Consider the following 15104-nt stretch of genomic DNA (forward strand, 5'->3'; position numbering starts at 1 on the left):
GTCTAAGAAATTGTAGATACAAAAATAGCGTTTATACCTTCATATAGACGCTATTTTTGTTATTATAATGTACTGTATTAAAAAAATAAGTGCCAAAACCACTCTCCAGATATCCATAAAAGGTAGATGGTACCCACAACAAATAATAGGATGATGGAAAGGATTCCCAATAGCAGCCAAATGGCAGACCCTTGATGTTTGTTTTCATAGTAATGCTCTTTCATCAACTTGATATTTTTCGCATTTGCCTTGTTGAAAAAATCAAAGACATTACCAAGAAGTGGAATAGCTCCTAAGATGGCATCCATCGAGATATTGATCAGCATTTTGACAACCAATTTAGAGCTTGCTCCATTTCTCCACATGACCATGACGAGAACGAATGAAGTTCCAAAGCTGGCAATTGTTCCTGCAAAAGGAATAAAATTAAGAATAGGGTCTAGGCCAAAGCGGAATCCAGCTATCTGGAACTTATTGTCCATTAACCATGATAGTCGCTCGACCCAACCGAAGTCATGATCCCTTTTCTTGTGTTTGTCAGCTAAGGATAGATCTCTCTTCATTATAATAATTCAAATGATGCATTTACTTCACTTGTAATCTTAATCGGTTTAATGTCTAGGTCTAAATCATCGGATACATCAGCTGCTTCCATGTTACTTGATTTGAATGAAGCCATGACGCGTGGTGTATTAAAATAGATCATTTGTGGATTCTCAGACAATAGGATTGCTTTGCCAACTTTTTGACCAGCCGCCTCTGCTAATATTGTAGCATTGTCAAGCGCATCTTTAACCGCTTTAACTTTTAACGTTTTTTCCAGTTCTTTCTTTTTTGAATAATCAAGTTCGCTGATTGCTGTATTTTGGATTCCTGCCGCATCTACACCGTCAAATAAATCATTCAATTTATTCAATTGCGTTACTTTGATACGGTACTGTCTGGAAAGTAAAATGTCAGTTTCTTTTTTCTTTTTTGTAGCATAATTGGTGCTATAGATATTTTGAATTGTAAAATCTTTCTTCTCAACACCTACAGTTGTTGCTGCTTGAAATAATTGTTTTTCAAGATTTTCGATTGTTACCTTTTTCTTGGTATTTCCGTCTTGATAAAATTCTTTCAACGTAACATTGATATATATGATGTCTGGAGTTACCTCTTCCTCAGCTCTTCCGATCGTACTTACCATATCTTTATTCGTCATTTGTTGTGCTTGCAAAGTGTGTACAGTTGCTAATAGCATTATTCCTAGCAATAATTTTTTCATAATCTTTCTATTTAATACTTTGTTTTCAAAAATCGAACCATTGTTTATTTGTATTGATGTAGACCTATTTTGAATGAAGAAGTTTAATGGAAAAAAATTAAAAAAGTTTAAGGTTTTTAATAATTTTTAAATATCTTTAAGAAATTTAATACAATAAACAATGCAAGAAGGTGTAGTAAAATTCTTTAATGAAACCAAAGGTTTCGGTTTCATCATTCCAAATTCAGGCGAGAGCGAAATCTTCGTTCACGTTTCTGGTTTAGTAGACAAAATTCGTGAAAATGACAACGTTTCTTACGAAGTTGAACAAGGTCGTAAAGGTCTTAATGCGGTAAATGTAAAAGTTATCTAATCAGATTTTAAGATATATTTATTGTAGAAAAGCCCGATTTCTTATGAAATCGGGCTTTTTTATATTTTATTAACTGTGCTTTTATACCATTGCCTATCTATATGAAAGAAAAAGCGTTGGATTGTGGAATTGGAAAAATCCGCAACAATTAATAGTGGACTTCACGTAATGCACTGACTTCTATTCGGCAACATTTAGTTACGAATTATGTGGAGGAATCGGGTCATTATTCCCTCTTTCGAAAGGATTGTTATGTGTGAATGGGGTACTGTCATGTTCGATGGCTTTTGGATCTTCGCCGTAGTCGTTACTAAATTTGTCACCTTCTAAGAAAAAAAGATATAACAAATAGAAATTGACGAATGGTATGATACATAATAACATCAGCCATCCTGTTTTATTAATATCATGAAGGCGTCTGACTGAAACGGCTAAACTCGGGATTAATAGGGCGAGGCTTACAATATAGGAGATGTAGTTAAATGATGAAAACATGAGGCCCAAAATAGCCAGAACACTACTGATGATAAAGTAGATTAATGTAAACATCCAATATTCTTTTCTGCGTGCACGACCATTGAAATTTGCGTAGTTGTCGCGGACTACTTTTAGAAACCATTCCATAGCAATAAATTTAAGTTAGTAATTGTGTTATAATCTTATCTAAAATAGAAAAAATATTTTCTATTAAATTGATTTAATGGAATATTTCTTCTAAAATATACAACGATTTTACTTCTTTGAAATTCGTGAGATGAAGCCGGTAGTAGTCAATTATTTTTTCCAAGAGTATTTGACGGTCTTTTGTGCTCATTTTGATATCCTCCGAGTTATTGAACTCTGTTGCCATTAATTTTCTAAATAGTGAGGTATGCGGCTCCTGCAAGACATATGGATGCTCTGGAAGTTGGTTGGAGAATGTCGCGGCCTCTAGATTGAAATAGGGATAATTTTTTGCAGCCTCTACAGGGTAAAAACCTAAAAACCGACTCAAATTAATTAAAAAAACCAAATGGAAGTTGGCTAAATTTTTTTCAGATTCATCGAGCCATTGAATGGCGTGAAACAAATATTCAAAGAGATGTGGATCACCCGCTTGTTCGCGTAATATTTTATAGAGTACTTCATTGAGGAATATCGCCAATGAGCTTTTGACGATATCGTATGGTATTGTTTTTAGAGGAGGTACTTGATGTGCTTCGGATATGCGCTGTAGCCCATTGTTATCTTTAAAGGTTACAACCATATCCAGGGGATGCAACGCTTGAAGAAAGCCGGATCTAATTTTCGCTTTTGGTTTGCGCGCTCCATTGACGAGGTAGGATTGCAAGCCGAAATGTTCCGTGTAAATTTGTGCAACGACACTACTTTCGGAATAATTAGTCGATTTAAGTACAATACCTCTTGTTTTATGAAGCATATTTAATTTTCTTTTTTATTCTTTCGGATTTCCAACAATGCATTTCTGTCAATTTTACGAATCAGGCGATAAATGATACGCAAGAATCCAATTCCAAATGAAAGTACCCCTAAGATCATCATCGGTTTATACCAGTTGTTTTGCAATTGCATCAGGTAATATCCTATCAAAATGAGAATAATAGCAAGAATAATTTCTAATAGTCCTCTGCGTAAATATTTATTCATGATGTTTACAAATGTGAATTGTTGAAAACTATTTTCGTTGTTTTAGCAAATATAATATAATTAAATACATTATTTTTGCCATTACTAGGACCTAGATTTTTATTTTTTTAAAAATAAATCCTTAAAATTGTTGCATTTAACAAAATAAATATAGATATTTGCACACTCTTTGCGAAAAGATATATTTAAATTAAGACAACAAAATAACATAATATCATGTCAAGAATTTGTGATTTAACAGGCAAAACAGCAATGAATGGATATAATGTATCTAATTCTAACGCTAAAACAAAACGTAAATTTTACCCAAATTTACAAACTAAACGTTTCTTCATTCCAGAAGAAGATCGTTGGATTACATTAAAAGTTTCGACTTCGGCGATTAAAACGATCAACAAAATCGGTATCACTTCTGCTATCGGTAAGTTCATTAAAAAAGGATCAATCTAATTGATTTTTCGCCTGTTGCATAAAATATCATTCATGAATTTCAATCCTAATACTTTTTAGGATTCAAAATAAAGTAAAACAATGGCTAAAAAAGGAAATAGAGTACAAGTTATCTTAGAATGTACTGAACACAAAGAAAGTGGTCTTCCGGGAATGTCTCGTTACATCACGACTAAGAACAAAAAGAATACAACTGAGCGTTTAGAATTGAAAAAATTCAACCCAGTATTGAGAAAAGTTACTGTTCACAAAGAAATTAAGTAATTCACATCTTAGTTGCCTCATAAGCGCTAAGTTAAAATATTAATACCATGGCAAAAAAATCTGTTGCATCGTTACAAAAAGGTGGCGGTAAAGAATTTACAAAGGTTATTATTACTACTAGATCAACTAAAACTGGAGCTTATACTTTCAAAGAAGCTATGGTTCACAATGATAAAGTAAAAGATACTTTAGCACAGGCTGCTAAATAACTTGTAATTTTCCTTTTTTAAAGTTTTTCTTTAAAAAGAATTCAAAAAATAGCCGTTTTGGTATACACCGAAAGGGCTTTTTTTGTTGGTTTCAAATCTCTATCTTTGGCATTCAGTATTGCTACTGATTTGGAAGTAAATATTAACGTATTCACAAGTGAAACATATTTAAATGGGATTATTCGATTTTTTCAAGAAAAAACAAGAAACTCCTGAAGCTCAAGAGGCTCTGGATAAAAGTTTGGAGAAGACCAAGGAAGGTTTCTTTTCTAAAATTACAAAAGCAGTTGTTGGTAAATCAACAATCGATGATGATGTTTTAGATAATTTGGAAGAAATATTGGTGACCTCCGATGTTGGCGTGACCACCACTTTAAAGATTGTAGAGCGTATCCAATCACGTGTTGCACGTGATAAATATATATCGACTTCAGAGCTGAATACGTTATTGAAAGAAGAGATTCAAGAGTTACTCGCAGAAAATAATAGTTCTGACTTTGAAAATTTTGAATACGGCAATCACAAGCCATATGTGATTATGGTAGTAGGGGTCAATGGTGTTGGTAAAACAACGACAATTGGCAAGCTTGCTCACCAATTGAAAACTGCAGGTAATAAAGTTGTTTTGGGTGCTGCGGATACCTTTCGCGCTGCTGCAGTAGAACAAATCAAACTTTGGGGTGAACGTGTTGGTGTTCGTGTGGTAGCGCAAGCGATGGGCTCTGACCCGGCTTCTGTTGCTTACGATGCAATCCAATCTGCCGTGTCCAATGGCGATGATGTCTGTATCATTGATACTGCAGGTCGTCTTCATAATAAGGTCGGCTTGATGAATGAATTGGGGAAAATAAAAAATGTAATGCAAAAGGTAATTCCTGGTGCACCACATGAGATTCTATTGGTTTTAGATGCTTCTACGGGTCAGAATGCAATAGAACAATGTACGCAATTTACGCAAGCAACTGATGTCAATGCGTTAGCACTAACGAAGTTGGATGGTACGGCAAAAGGTGGCGTAGTTATCGGCATATCAGATCAATTTAAAATACCTGTAAAATATATTGGTGTCGGTGAGAAAATCGGCGATTTACAGTTATTCAACAAAAAAGAGTTTGTGGATTCGCTGTTCAAGTAATTCACATCCAATGTATGAAAACAAAATATAGCAAGGCTGTAGAGCCAAAATCAAAACCTCGTGTCAATGTGGTTACATTAGGCTGTTCTAAGAACATTCACGATAGTGAAGTTTTGATGGGACAATTAAAAGGTAACCAAATCGAAGTCGTACATGAGGCGACTAATATTCAAGAAAACGATATCGTTGTCATTAATACCTGTGGTTTTATTGATAATGCCAAACAGGAATCTATTGATACAATCTTGCAATTCTCCGAATTGAAAGAAGAAGGAAAGATAAATAAGGTCATTGTTACCGGCTGTCTTTCGGAACGATATAAACCGGAGTTGGAGTCTGAAATATCGAATGTTGACGCTTATTTCGGGACAAATGATTTGCCAGATTTATTAAAATCTATTGGAGCAGATTACCGTCATGAATTGTTAGGTGAACGTATGTTGACGACACCTTCGCACTATTCTTATTTTAAGATAGCTGAAGGTTGTAACCGCCCTTGTTCATTTTGCGCTATTCCGTTAATGCGTGGTAAGCACGTTTCAAAATCAATCGATGATTTGGTTAAAGAAGCAAAGTTTTTAGCTTCTAATGGAACGAAAGAATTAATTCTGATTGCCCAAGACTTGACCTATTATGGTTTGGATATTTACGGGAAACGTAATCTTTCTGATTTGATGCGCCATTTGTCTGATGTAGAGGGTATCGATTGGATCCGTTTGCAATATGCTTATCCTTCGGGTTTCCCGATGGATATTTTGGATGCGATGAACGAGCGTTCGAATATCTGTAATTACCTAGATATGCCATTACAACATATTTCAGATCGTATGTTGACTTCTATGCGCCGTGGTACAAGCAAACAGAAACAGATTGACTTAGTTAATAAAATCCGCGATAAAGTTCCAAATATCGCATTGCGTACGACATTGATCTGTGGATATCCTGATGAGACCGAACAAGATTTTCAAGAGATGTTGGAATGGGTTGAGGAGACACGTTTTGACCGCCTGGGTTGTTTTACTTATTCGCATGAAGAAAAAACTCACGCCCATTCATTGGAGGATAATGTCCCTGAGGAAACAAAGCAAGAGCGCGTAGAAGCGATCATGGAAGTGCAGCAAGGTATTTCTTTTGAGATTAATCAGGATAAAATAGGCAATACTTACAAAGTGTTGATCGACCGCGTTGATGGTGATTACTTTATCGGACGAACTGAATATGACTCACCAGAGGTAGACAATGAAGTTGTATTGGATGCAAAAACAAACTATGCTCGTATTGGTGATTTTGTAGATGTAAAAGTCGACCGTGCAGAAGACTTTGATTTATATGGATCAATTGTCAAATAATAGATAACAATCGTTGCTTTTATTCGTAAACACTACATTTGTGCGCAGAGAAAATAAAATTGCTTATTTTGTATAGCAATTATGTATATTAATCTGTTTTAGTGCAAATGTAATCACGAATGAAAGCAACTTATATAGACTATAGCGAGACCAACAGCTTTTCTAAGACCCTTATTGCCTATTTGAATCAAGATCAAACTTTGGCTCCTTTTATTGGGAATTGGCCGACATTAGCTGGTTTTGAAAAGCAGATCAAGGAAAAAAAACCCTTTCTTTCGCGTACACTTTTAGTTGATCGATTAAAGGTGCAATATGGCGATTTTTTAAATTCTTCCCCTCAGGTTTCGACCAATATTGATAAACTACTGCTCGAAGATGCCTATACGGTTACGACTGGGCATCAACTTAATATTTTTACAGGACCTCTTTATTTTATATTTAAGATCATTACAGCTATTCGTTTAGCAGATGATCTGAAGGCAAAGTTTCCGGACAAGGAATTTATTCCTGTTTATTGGATGGCAACGGAGGATCATGATTTTGTAGAAATTAATCATACCAAACTTTCTGGTAAGAAAATCGTTTGGGATACACCAACTGTGTCTGCTACCGGGCGAATGGATACCGATTCCATTGTTCAGGCTGTAAAGCAATATACGGGTGTTTTAGGACTTTCTGAGCATTCGTGTAAACTTGCCAGCATTGTTGAGGACGCTTATCTCAAGCATCCTAAATTAGCTGATGCAACGCGATATTTGGTGAACGAATTGTTTAAAAAATTTGGATTAGTAATTATCGATGCAGATGATAAGGCTCTAAAAACGGTTTTCAAACCTATTATTGCGGAAGATATTTTAACAGAAAAGAGTTTTCAAGCCATTGGTAGTACATCAAAGGCATTGGAAGATGCGGGTTTTGCGACACAGGTGCATGCGCGTGAAATCAATTTCTTCTATTTGACTGATACCTATCGCGAACGGATTGTGTTAAATGCAGATGGTCGCTATGAAGTTTTGCATCAGGATATATATTTCACAAAAGCGGAATTGGAGAAAGAAATCGATGCTTATCCAGAGCGGTTTAGTCCTAATGTTGTGATGCGCCCGTTGTATCAAGAGCTGATCTTACCAAACTTGGCCTATATTGGTGGTGGTGCGGAGATGGTTTATTGGATGCAATTAAAAGCGAACTTCGATCAATATAATATTGATTTTCCAATCTTAATCCCTCGTAATTCGGCGATGATCACAGAAGATAATGTTGTTTCTAAGATATTTAGACAGGATCTTACTTTTAAAAGTATATTTCGAGATAGTGAGATTCTAAAAAAAGAATTCGTACGCAGGCAGACTAAGCATCGTTTAAATTTGAACGATGAATGGATGGAGTTGAATGCTATATTTGGAAAAATAAAGCTTCGCACACATAAGATCGATCCAAGCCTAGCTCCAAGTACTGAAGCGATAAAAGCACGACTTAAAAAAGCAATCAATAATTTAGAGAAAAAATTAATGCGCGCTGAAAAGCGAAATCATAAAGATGCTTTATCCAATATTGACCATATTAAAGAACGTCTCTTCCCGGGGGGTGGGCTACAAGAAAGGTCTGAAAACTTTGGACTGCTCTATGTGAAATATGGCGATTCTTTATTCGACGAGTTATACAAGCATTTTAATCCCTTGGATTTTAAATTCACGATATTATATTAAAAGTCAGCTAATTGCTGGCTTTTTTCATTTATAATTTGATAACATAGAGTTCAGTTCTAGTTAATAGGTTGTGGTTAGTTTTGTTTACTAACAATGTAACAAAATACTAGATGAAAGAATTTTTACTAACCACATGTTTAACAGTAATCGGAACCGGTTTATATGCGCAGACAACTCAAGCTGGCTTTGCAGGGAAAATTACAGATGAAAATTCCAGAGGAGTGCAGGGAGCTTCTGTAGAGGTTCGCAATGAATCGACAGGCTTTACAACGAAAACATCTACGAATGTAAATGGAGACTATAATTTTAAAGAATTGCCTTTGGGTGGTCCTTATACACTTAAGGTTAGCTATATCGGATATGGCGAGCAGATAAGACGCGGATTTAATCTGAACCAAGGAGATCTTATTCGCCAGAATATTTCTATTCAAAATGCTTCAAATGTTTTAGAAACTGTAGAACTTAAAGGAACAAGCACATTAAAAAATCAAATTGAGAATCTGGGTGCGGCGACCTCCGTAACGGCAAAGGACATTGCGAAATTACCTGTTAATGGGCGGAATTTTACTTCATTGATGGATCTATCGCCTCTGAGTAAAGGAGATAATATTGGTGGCCAATTGGGTTCTTCCACAAACTTTACCATTGATGGGATGAATGCAAAAAATCCAACTTCAGCAGGGTCCACAACAAGTAGGAGTGGCGCTCCATTCTCGATTTCAATTGAAGCAGTTCGAGAATTTAAGGTGGTCACAAATCAATACGATGTTACCTATGGTAGGGCAGGAGGAGGTACTGTAAGTGCCGTTACTAAACAAGGGACGAATAAAACACAGGGAAGTGCTTGGGTCTATTCTCGAGCAGATTGGTTATCTAGTCCGAATACTATAGATGGAAAGAAGCGGACGAATGATTTTTCTACTTATCAGTATGGTTTTACATTAGGTGGACCAATCATTAAAGATAAGTTACATTATTTTGTCGCTTGGGATCATCAGCAGGATACAAGACCCTTGATCATCGCAGATATAACCTCCACTTTGGATGAGGAGCGTTTTAGAATCACCCAAGACAATTTAAATGCGTTCGTGGATATCGGTAGAGAAAAATATGGGTTGAGTAACGACCGTCAGTTTGGGTCTTTTGATAAGAAAAGAGGTTCTGATGCTGTTTTTGGGCGTATTGATTGGCAAATCAATTCGAGTAATTTATTAACCATCCGCAATAACTTTACCAGTGACCTCAATAAATTAGGGTTACAAGATAATAAGCCTATTACATTATACGAATCTTATGGAAATGATAAGAATATTGATAATAGTTTTTTGGCGACTTTGCGGACGTCTGTTTCCGCTAATGTAACCAATGAACTCAAGTTACAGCACCTTTATACTTACCAAAATAGTAGCCCTGGTGATCTATTGCCAAGTCAAAACATCCCTCGTGCTATTGTCGAGAATATTGTCTCTAAAGTAGGTAGCAATGATTTAAAAACTACAGCCCAATTAGGAGGACATCGTTTTGCTCAAGAATCTTTTAAAAACAACGTGTTCCAGTTGGTCAATAATCTTTATTATAGTACAGATAAGATTAATTATACATTTGGAGTTGATTTGATGTATACGCATGCGAGTTCTATTTATGGTAGTGAGGTAAATGGTCGTTTTCATTTTGGAGCAAGCGATAGTAGGACCGCATTGCAAAATTTTCAAGATCGGAATGCCTATAATTACTACAGAGAAGTACCATTGGTAACCGATCCGACCGTTGTAGGTAAGATATTCAACGCGGGGGCCTATGGTCAATTGCAGTCTAAAATTGCGACTGGTTTGGACTTGGTAGCTGGCTTACGGTTTGACTATGGACACTATCCGACTTCTCCTTTGAATGAAGAGCTGTTGAAAGAGGTTGGTGTACGAACGGATCATAAGTTAAAGTCATTGGTGATACAACCGCGCTTCCAGATGACATGGGATGTTAATGAGGAGCATAAAGATTTTTTCCGCATTGGGGGTGGGATATTTGCCTCAGATATCAATAACTATATGACAATTAACAACCTGACATTTGATGGGAAGCATTTTGCAACAGTCGATGTTCGGGGTGGGGATGTACCAACACCAGATTTTGTCCAATACCGTAAAGATCCTTCATCAGCTCCAACTTTGGAGCAATTTCAAGTTCCTACGATTAATACTTATGGGCCTGATGCTAAAATACCGGTAGTCTATAAGGCAAATGCCTCATATTCTCATTTCTTCACAGAAAAATTGAAAGCTGGTATTTCAGCATACATGAACCTCGGACGGAATAATTACATGTATGTGGATAGAAACATGGTAAAGGATCCATTTTTTAGATTGGTGAATGAAGATAATCGTGGCGTCTATGTTCCAGCATCTGCTATTGTGAACGGTGAATCGGATTGGAAACAAGGACGTATCTCCAATAAGTTTGGTCGTGTATTAGAGTTGAACTCAGAGGGTAAAGTCAACCAATTTGCTGTTGTGCTAGACGCGAGTTACCAATATTATAAAGATGGTTCTCTATCTGTTAGTTATACTTGGAATGATGCAAAAGATAATACCTCATATAATGGAAATGTAGCGAATACCGCAACACTATCTTTAGCGGTAAAGGATGATCCTAGGGATTTGAGTAAAATGTCCTATTCAAATAATCAATTCCGCAATAAAGTCGTTATTTATGGAACTTTGCCAACATTTTATGGCGTAAGTGTAGGGGTCCGTTATTCAGGTATAGGTGGCTCACGTTATAGTTTGCTTGCCGGGGGTAACATCAATGGTGATTTTGTGGCGGGTGATAATGATTTGGCTTTTATTTTTGACCCGAACAGTGCAAAAACTCCAACTAATCTGGTTAATGGCCTACATGCTTTATTGGATAATCCAAATGCAAGTCAGAGCTTAAAAGATTACATCGAGAAATATGAGGGCATGATTGCTGAACGTAATGGTGGCGTCAATGGCTTTTATGGATTGATTGATTTGCGTATCGCAAAGAAGTTTAATCTCTATAAATCTCATGCTTTGGAAGTGTCTGCTGATTTGTTTAATGTGGCCAACTTATTTAAGAAATCTTGGGGTGTGAACGAATCTTTGGGCAACCAGGCATTGTACTCGTTGGGTGTCAAGGCTGCAGATGGTAATCCAGCATTACCTGCTTTTGATTCCAATAAGCAACAGTTTAACTACAATTTGAACAATACTGGGGTTGTTATTCCTTCTGGTAATCCGTATCAATTTCAGTTGGGTTTACGGTATTCTTTCTAATATGAGCACATAATAGGCAATTCTTATTTTTAAGGATTGCCTGCTTTCTGGCATTGATATTTGTTGTTTTAGATTTAATCTGGCTTATTGATAGGTGTTTATAGATTTGGAGTTTATTTTTCACCTGTTATAACATAACCTTTAAGGATGCCGCTTGTCGTGGAGCTATTATTCAGGATTGGATTGTTCTGTTTTTAGCATTTCCTGCAAATAAAAAATGTTGAAAAATTTGACTTTAGATCAGATTGCAAACGATTGTTTTATAATCGCATTATAATATTTGGTTTTACCAGAGAATCTGCTTTTTTTAGGACTTGAAAAAATGTATCTTTGCACATCCAAAAAGCAGCTATTTTGCTATTATTTTTAAGAGAACCAAAAAAATAAAAATCTAGCAGAAGGCATTAATTTTTTGCACACATGAGTAACATACATTTTCAAGAGAAATTTGAAGATCGCCACAACGGACCTAGTGCTGTTGAAACGAAAGAAATGTTGGATTTTTTGGGCGTTGATTCGCTAGACCAACTTATCGAGCAAACTGTTCCTGCACAAATTCGTGCTAAACAAGCTTTACAATTGCCTGCTGCTTTAAGCGAAACCGCTTATTTGAAAAGGGTAAAACAAATCGCAGAAAAAAATAAAGTTTTCAAGTCTTATATCGGACAAGGATATTTTGATGTGATATTGCCAGGTGTTATTCAAAGAAATGTCTTTGAAAATCCAGGATGGTATACACAATATACTCCTTACCAAGCAGAGATTGCGCAAGGTCGCTTACAAGCATTATTAAATTTCCAAACTGTTGTTTGTGATTTAACAGGCTTAGAAATTGCAAATGCATCTTTGTTGGACGAGGCTACTGCTGCTGCAGAGGCGATGTTTATGTTGTATTCTGCTCGTAAAAATAAAGCGGCTAATGTATTTTTAGTTTCTGAAAATGCCTATCCCCAAACAATCGATGTTATCCGTACTCGTGCGTTATCATTTGGCATTGAACTGAGAATAACTGCAATTGCTGAAGAGCAATTGACAGATGATGTTTTCGCAGCATTTGTTCAATACCCTGCAGCAGATGGTTCCATCATCGATTATAGCGCTTTTACAACGGCTGCTCACGCTAAACATATTACGGTATGTGCGGCTGCAGACTTGATGAGCTTAGCGGTCTTGACTCCTCCAGGAGAATGGGGTGCTGATGTCGTGGTTGGTACTTCGCAACGTTTTGGTGTACCAATGGGATTTGGTGGACCTCACGCAGCTTTCTTTGCAACAAAGGACACTTACAAGCGTAATATTCCAGGACGTATTATTGGTGTCACAACAGATTCTAATGGCAATTACGCATTGCGTATGGCATTACAAACACGTGAACAACATATCCGTCGTGATAAAGCTTCTTCTAACATTTGTACTGCACAAGCTTTATTAGCGATTATGGCATCTTTTTATGCTGTATACCATGGTCCACAAGGACTTAAAAATATTGCAGGTCGTATTCATGATTTGACTCAATTGTTAGATCAAGCAGTACAACAATTAGGGTATAAGCAATTAAATAAAAACTACTTTGATACTGTTCGTTTCGAATTAGAAGGAGAAGCAGCTGGTTTGAAATCAGAAGCTTTAAACAACGAGTTGAACTTCCATTATGTAGGTTCGGTTGTGAGTATCTCTATCGACGAGACGACAACATATGAAGATATCTTAACGATTGTTAAAGTATTTGCTAAAGTAAAAGCTAAAAATATTGCTGATGTTGATTTCGAATCAATTGAAGCTGCATTGACATCGGCTCTTCCAGCTGAATTGGTTCGTACTTCTGCTTACTTAACACATCCTATCTTTAACAGCTACCATTCTGAGAGTGAGATGTTACGTTACATCAAATCATTAGAAGCGAAAGATTTATCTTTATGTCATTCTATGATTCCTTTAGGGTCATGTACAATGAAATTGAATGCGACTGCTGAGATGACTCCAGTTACTTGGTCTAATTTTGGTGGCTTACATCCATTTGCTCCTACGGATCAAACTTCAGGTTATATGCAATTGATCGGTGAGTTGAATGATTGGTTGTCAGAAATCACGGGTTTTGCAAAAATGAGTTTCCAACCAAACTCTGGCGCTCAAGGTGAGTATGCTGGTTTAATGGTGATTCGTGCTTATCACGAAAGTCGCGGCGAGCATAACCGTAATATCTGTTTAATCCCTGCTTCTGCGCATGGTACTAACCCTGCTTCAGCATCTATGGCTGGATTGAAAGTAGTGGTTGTTAAATGTGACGAGCGTGGTAATATCGATGTAGCAGACTTGAGAGCGAAAGCAGAAGAGCATGCTGCAAACTTAAATTCATTTATGGTGACTTATCCATCTACACACGGTGTATTTGAAGAGCCTATTATTGAAATTTGTGAGATTATCCATGCAAATGGTGGACAAGTATATATGGATGGTGCCAATATGAATGCACAAGTTGGTTTGACTAGTCCTGGTCGTATCGGTGCTGACGTATGTCACTTGAACTTGCATAAAACATTCTGTATCCCTCACGGTGGTGGTGGCCCAGGTATGGGTCCAATCGGCGTAGCAGCACACTTAGTACCTTTCTTACCTAACCACGAAGTGGTAGAAGTTTCTGGCGAAGAAGGTATCACTGCGGTATCTGCAGCTCCATTTGGTTCTGCTTCTATCTTAATTATCTCTCATGCTTATATCGCTATGATGGGTGGTGACGGATTGACAACAGCTACTAAAACAGCTATTTTAAACGCGAACTATATCAAGTCTCGTTTAGAAAACCATTATCCAGTTTTATATTCAGGTATTAATGGTCGTTGTGCACATGAGATGATTTTAGATTGTCGCTCCTATAAAAATGTAGGTGTTGAAGTTGCTGATATTGCAAAAAGATTGATGGATTATGGTTTCCATGCGCCAACAGTTTCTTTCCCAGTTGCAGGTACATTAATGGTTGAACCAACGGAGTCTGAGTCTAAAGCTGAAATCGATCGCTTCTGCGACGCTTTAATTGCTATTCGTGCGGAAGTTGCTGCGGTGGAAGCGGGTGAAGTTGATCGTGTAGAGAACGTATTGAAACATGCTCCTCATACAGCTGCAATTGTTACAGCTGATGAGTGGAATAGACCATATTCTCGTCAAAATGCGGCATATCCTTTATCTTATTTGAAAGATCGTAAATTTTGGCCTTCTGTAGGTCGTGTAAACGATTCTCAAGGGGATAGAACGTTAATTTGTTCATGTCCTTCTATTGAAGAATACGCTGAAGCATAGTCAAAGCATATAAATAAAAAAAAGCCTTCATTTCATCATGAAGGCTTTTTTTGTTTAATGGCCGTTTTAGGGATCAACTTGATGCCGTTCTCTTGCTGCTATCAAACTCATCTGTAAGCGTGCATATTTTAAATT

14 protein-coding genes are annotated in these 15104 nt (G+C 36.7%); 9 read left to right on the forward strand and 5 right to left on the reverse strand.

Annotated features, from left to right (window positions below; genetic code table 11):
* Positions 1–77 precede the first annotated feature (77 nt).
* Both KO02_RS01000 and KO02_RS01005 read right to left on the reverse strand, forming a co-directional pair.
* Complete coding sequence (locus KO02_RS01000; protein ID WP_038695068.1) at positions 78–563, reverse strand: DUF4112 domain-containing protein; 486 nt, start codon at positions 561–563, stop codon at positions 78–80.
* Positions 563–1267, reverse strand: a complete 705-nt coding sequence (locus tag KO02_RS01005; protein WP_051959713.1) for an SIMPL domain-containing protein — start codon at positions 1265–1267, stop codon at positions 563–565. Before KO02_RS01005 ends, KO02_RS01000 begins: the two co-directional genes overlap by 1 nt.
* Before the next feature lie 160 nt (positions 1268–1427).
* Between KO02_RS01005 and KO02_RS01010 the strand changes: the two genes are divergently transcribed.
* Entirely contained in the window at positions 1428–1619 is a 192-nt protein-coding gene (locus tag KO02_RS01010) for a cold-shock protein (RefSeq protein WP_038695072.1), read from the forward strand.
* A 198-nt stretch (positions 1620–1817) separates the two neighbouring features.
* Here the strand turns inward: KO02_RS01010 and KO02_RS01015 are convergent, their stop codons facing one another.
* The 3 genes from KO02_RS01015 to KO02_RS01025 all read right to left on the reverse strand — a co-directional run bounded on the left by KO02_RS01015 (position 1818) and on the right by KO02_RS01025 (position 3266).
* Entirely contained in the window at positions 1818–2243 is a 426-nt protein-coding gene (locus tag KO02_RS01015) for a DUF805 domain-containing protein (RefSeq protein ID WP_081918276.1), read from the reverse strand.
* A gap of 73 nt (positions 2244–2316) precedes the next feature.
* Positions 2317–3039 carry a DNA repair protein RecO gene (gene recO, locus KO02_RS01020; RefSeq protein WP_038695074.1) on the reverse strand — a complete coding sequence of 241 codons (723 nt, stop codon included), beginning with the start codon at positions 3037–3039 and terminating at the stop codon, positions 2317–2319.
* A gap of 2 nt (positions 3040–3041) precedes the next feature.
* Entirely contained in the window at positions 3042–3266 is a 225-nt protein-coding gene (locus KO02_RS01025; RefSeq protein WP_038695077.1) for a hypothetical protein, read from the reverse strand.
* 216 nt (positions 3267–3482) lie between these two features.
* Here KO02_RS01025 and rpmB point away from each other — a divergent pair, with 216 nt between their 5' ends.
* The 8 genes from rpmB (at position 3483) to gcvP (ending at position 14969) form a co-directional block, all read left to right on the forward strand.
* The gene (rpmB, locus tag KO02_RS01030) at positions 3483–3716 is read left to right on the forward strand and encodes a 50S ribosomal protein L28 (protein ID WP_038695079.1); all 234 of its coding nucleotides are present in this window, start codon (positions 3483–3485) and stop codon (positions 3714–3716) included.
* A gap of 81 nt (positions 3717–3797) precedes the next feature.
* Positions 3798–3980 carry a 50S ribosomal protein L33 gene (gene rpmG / locus KO02_RS01035; protein WP_002998409.1) on the forward strand — a complete coding sequence of 61 codons (183 nt, stop codon included), beginning with the start codon at positions 3798–3800 and terminating at the stop codon, positions 3978–3980.
* 47 nt (positions 3981–4027) lie between these two features.
* Complete coding sequence (locus tag KO02_RS23135; RefSeq protein ID WP_081918277.1) at positions 4028–4189, forward strand: DUF4295 domain-containing protein; 162 nt, start codon at positions 4028–4030, stop codon at positions 4187–4189.
* Between the two features lie 172 nt (positions 4190–4361).
* A complete protein-coding gene (gene ftsY / locus KO02_RS01040) occupies positions 4362–5324 on the forward strand; it encodes a signal recognition particle-docking protein FtsY (RefSeq protein WP_038695082.1) in 963 nt (320 codons plus the stop codon).
* Between the two features lie 14 nt (positions 5325–5338).
* Positions 5339–6673 (forward strand): 30S ribosomal protein S12 methylthiotransferase RimO, encoded by a 1335-nt coding sequence (rimO, locus tag KO02_RS01045; RefSeq protein ID WP_038695084.1) that lies wholly within the window; start codon positions 5339–5341, stop codon positions 6671–6673.
* 119 nt (positions 6674–6792) lie between these two features.
* The gene (gene bshC, locus KO02_RS01050; protein ID WP_038695086.1) at positions 6793–8382 is read left to right on the forward strand and encodes a bacillithiol biosynthesis cysteine-adding enzyme BshC; all 1590 of its coding nucleotides are present in this window, start codon (positions 6793–6795) and stop codon (positions 8380–8382) included.
* 110 nt (positions 8383–8492) lie between these two features.
* Positions 8493–11675 carry a TonB-dependent receptor gene (locus KO02_RS01055; RefSeq protein ID WP_038695088.1) on the forward strand — a complete coding sequence of 1061 codons (3183 nt, stop codon included), beginning with the start codon at positions 8493–8495 and terminating at the stop codon, positions 11673–11675.
* Positions 11676–12095: 420 nt separating this feature from the next.
* Positions 12096–14969 (forward strand): aminomethyl-transferring glycine dehydrogenase, encoded by a 2874-nt coding sequence (gene gcvP / locus KO02_RS01060; RefSeq protein ID WP_038695090.1) that lies wholly within the window; start codon positions 12096–12098, stop codon positions 14967–14969.
* The last annotated feature ends 135 nt before the right edge of the window (positions 14970–15104 follow it).

The organism is Sphingobacterium sp. ML3W (genome assembly GCF_000747525.1).
GTDB lineage: Bacteria > Bacteroidota > Bacteroidia > Sphingobacteriales > Sphingobacteriaceae > Sphingobacterium.

Bases quoted from the DNA above. Each gene is read 5' to 3' on its own strand.
- KO02_RS01000 (WP_038695068.1), bottom strand. From the start codon at position 563: ATGAAGAGAGATCTATCCTTAGCTGACAAACACAAGAAAAGGGATCAT.
- KO02_RS01005 (WP_051959713.1), bottom strand. From the start codon at position 1,267: ATGAAAAAATTATTGCTAGGAATAATGCTATTAGCAACTGTACACACT.
- KO02_RS01010 (WP_038695072.1), top strand. From the start codon at position 1,428: ATGCAAGAAGGTGTAGTAAAATTCTTTAATGAAACCAAAGGTTTCGGT.
- KO02_RS01015 (WP_081918276.1), bottom strand. From the start codon at position 2,243: ATGGAATGGTTTCTAAAAGTAGTCCGCGACAACTACGCAAATTTCAAT.
- recO (WP_038695074.1), bottom strand. From the start codon at position 3,039: ATGCTTCATAAAACAAGAGGTATTGTACTTAAATCGACTAATTATTCC.
- KO02_RS01025 (WP_038695077.1), bottom strand. From the start codon at position 3,266: ATGAATAAATATTTACGCAGAGGACTATTAGAAATTATTCTTGCTATT.
- rpmB (WP_038695079.1), top strand. From the start codon at position 3,483: ATGTCAAGAATTTGTGATTTAACAGGCAAAACAGCAATGAATGGATAT.
- rpmG (WP_002998409.1), top strand. From the start codon at position 3,798: ATGGCTAAAAAAGGAAATAGAGTACAAGTTATCTTAGAATGTACTGAA.
- KO02_RS23135 (WP_081918277.1), top strand. From the start codon at position 4,028: ATGGCAAAAAAATCTGTTGCATCGTTACAAAAAGGTGGCGGTAAAGAA.
- ftsY (WP_038695082.1), top strand. From the start codon at position 4,362: ATGGGATTATTCGATTTTTTCAAGAAAAAACAAGAAACTCCTGAAGCT.
- rimO (WP_038695084.1), top strand. From the start codon at position 5,339: ATGAAAACAAAATATAGCAAGGCTGTAGAGCCAAAATCAAAACCTCGT.
- bshC (WP_038695086.1), top strand. From the start codon at position 6,793: ATGAAAGCAACTTATATAGACTATAGCGAGACCAACAGCTTTTCTAAG.
- KO02_RS01055 (WP_038695088.1), top strand. From the start codon at position 8,493: ATGAAAGAATTTTTACTAACCACATGTTTAACAGTAATCGGAACCGGT.
- gcvP (WP_038695090.1), top strand. From the start codon at position 12,096: ATGAGTAACATACATTTTCAAGAGAAATTTGAAGATCGCCACAACGGA.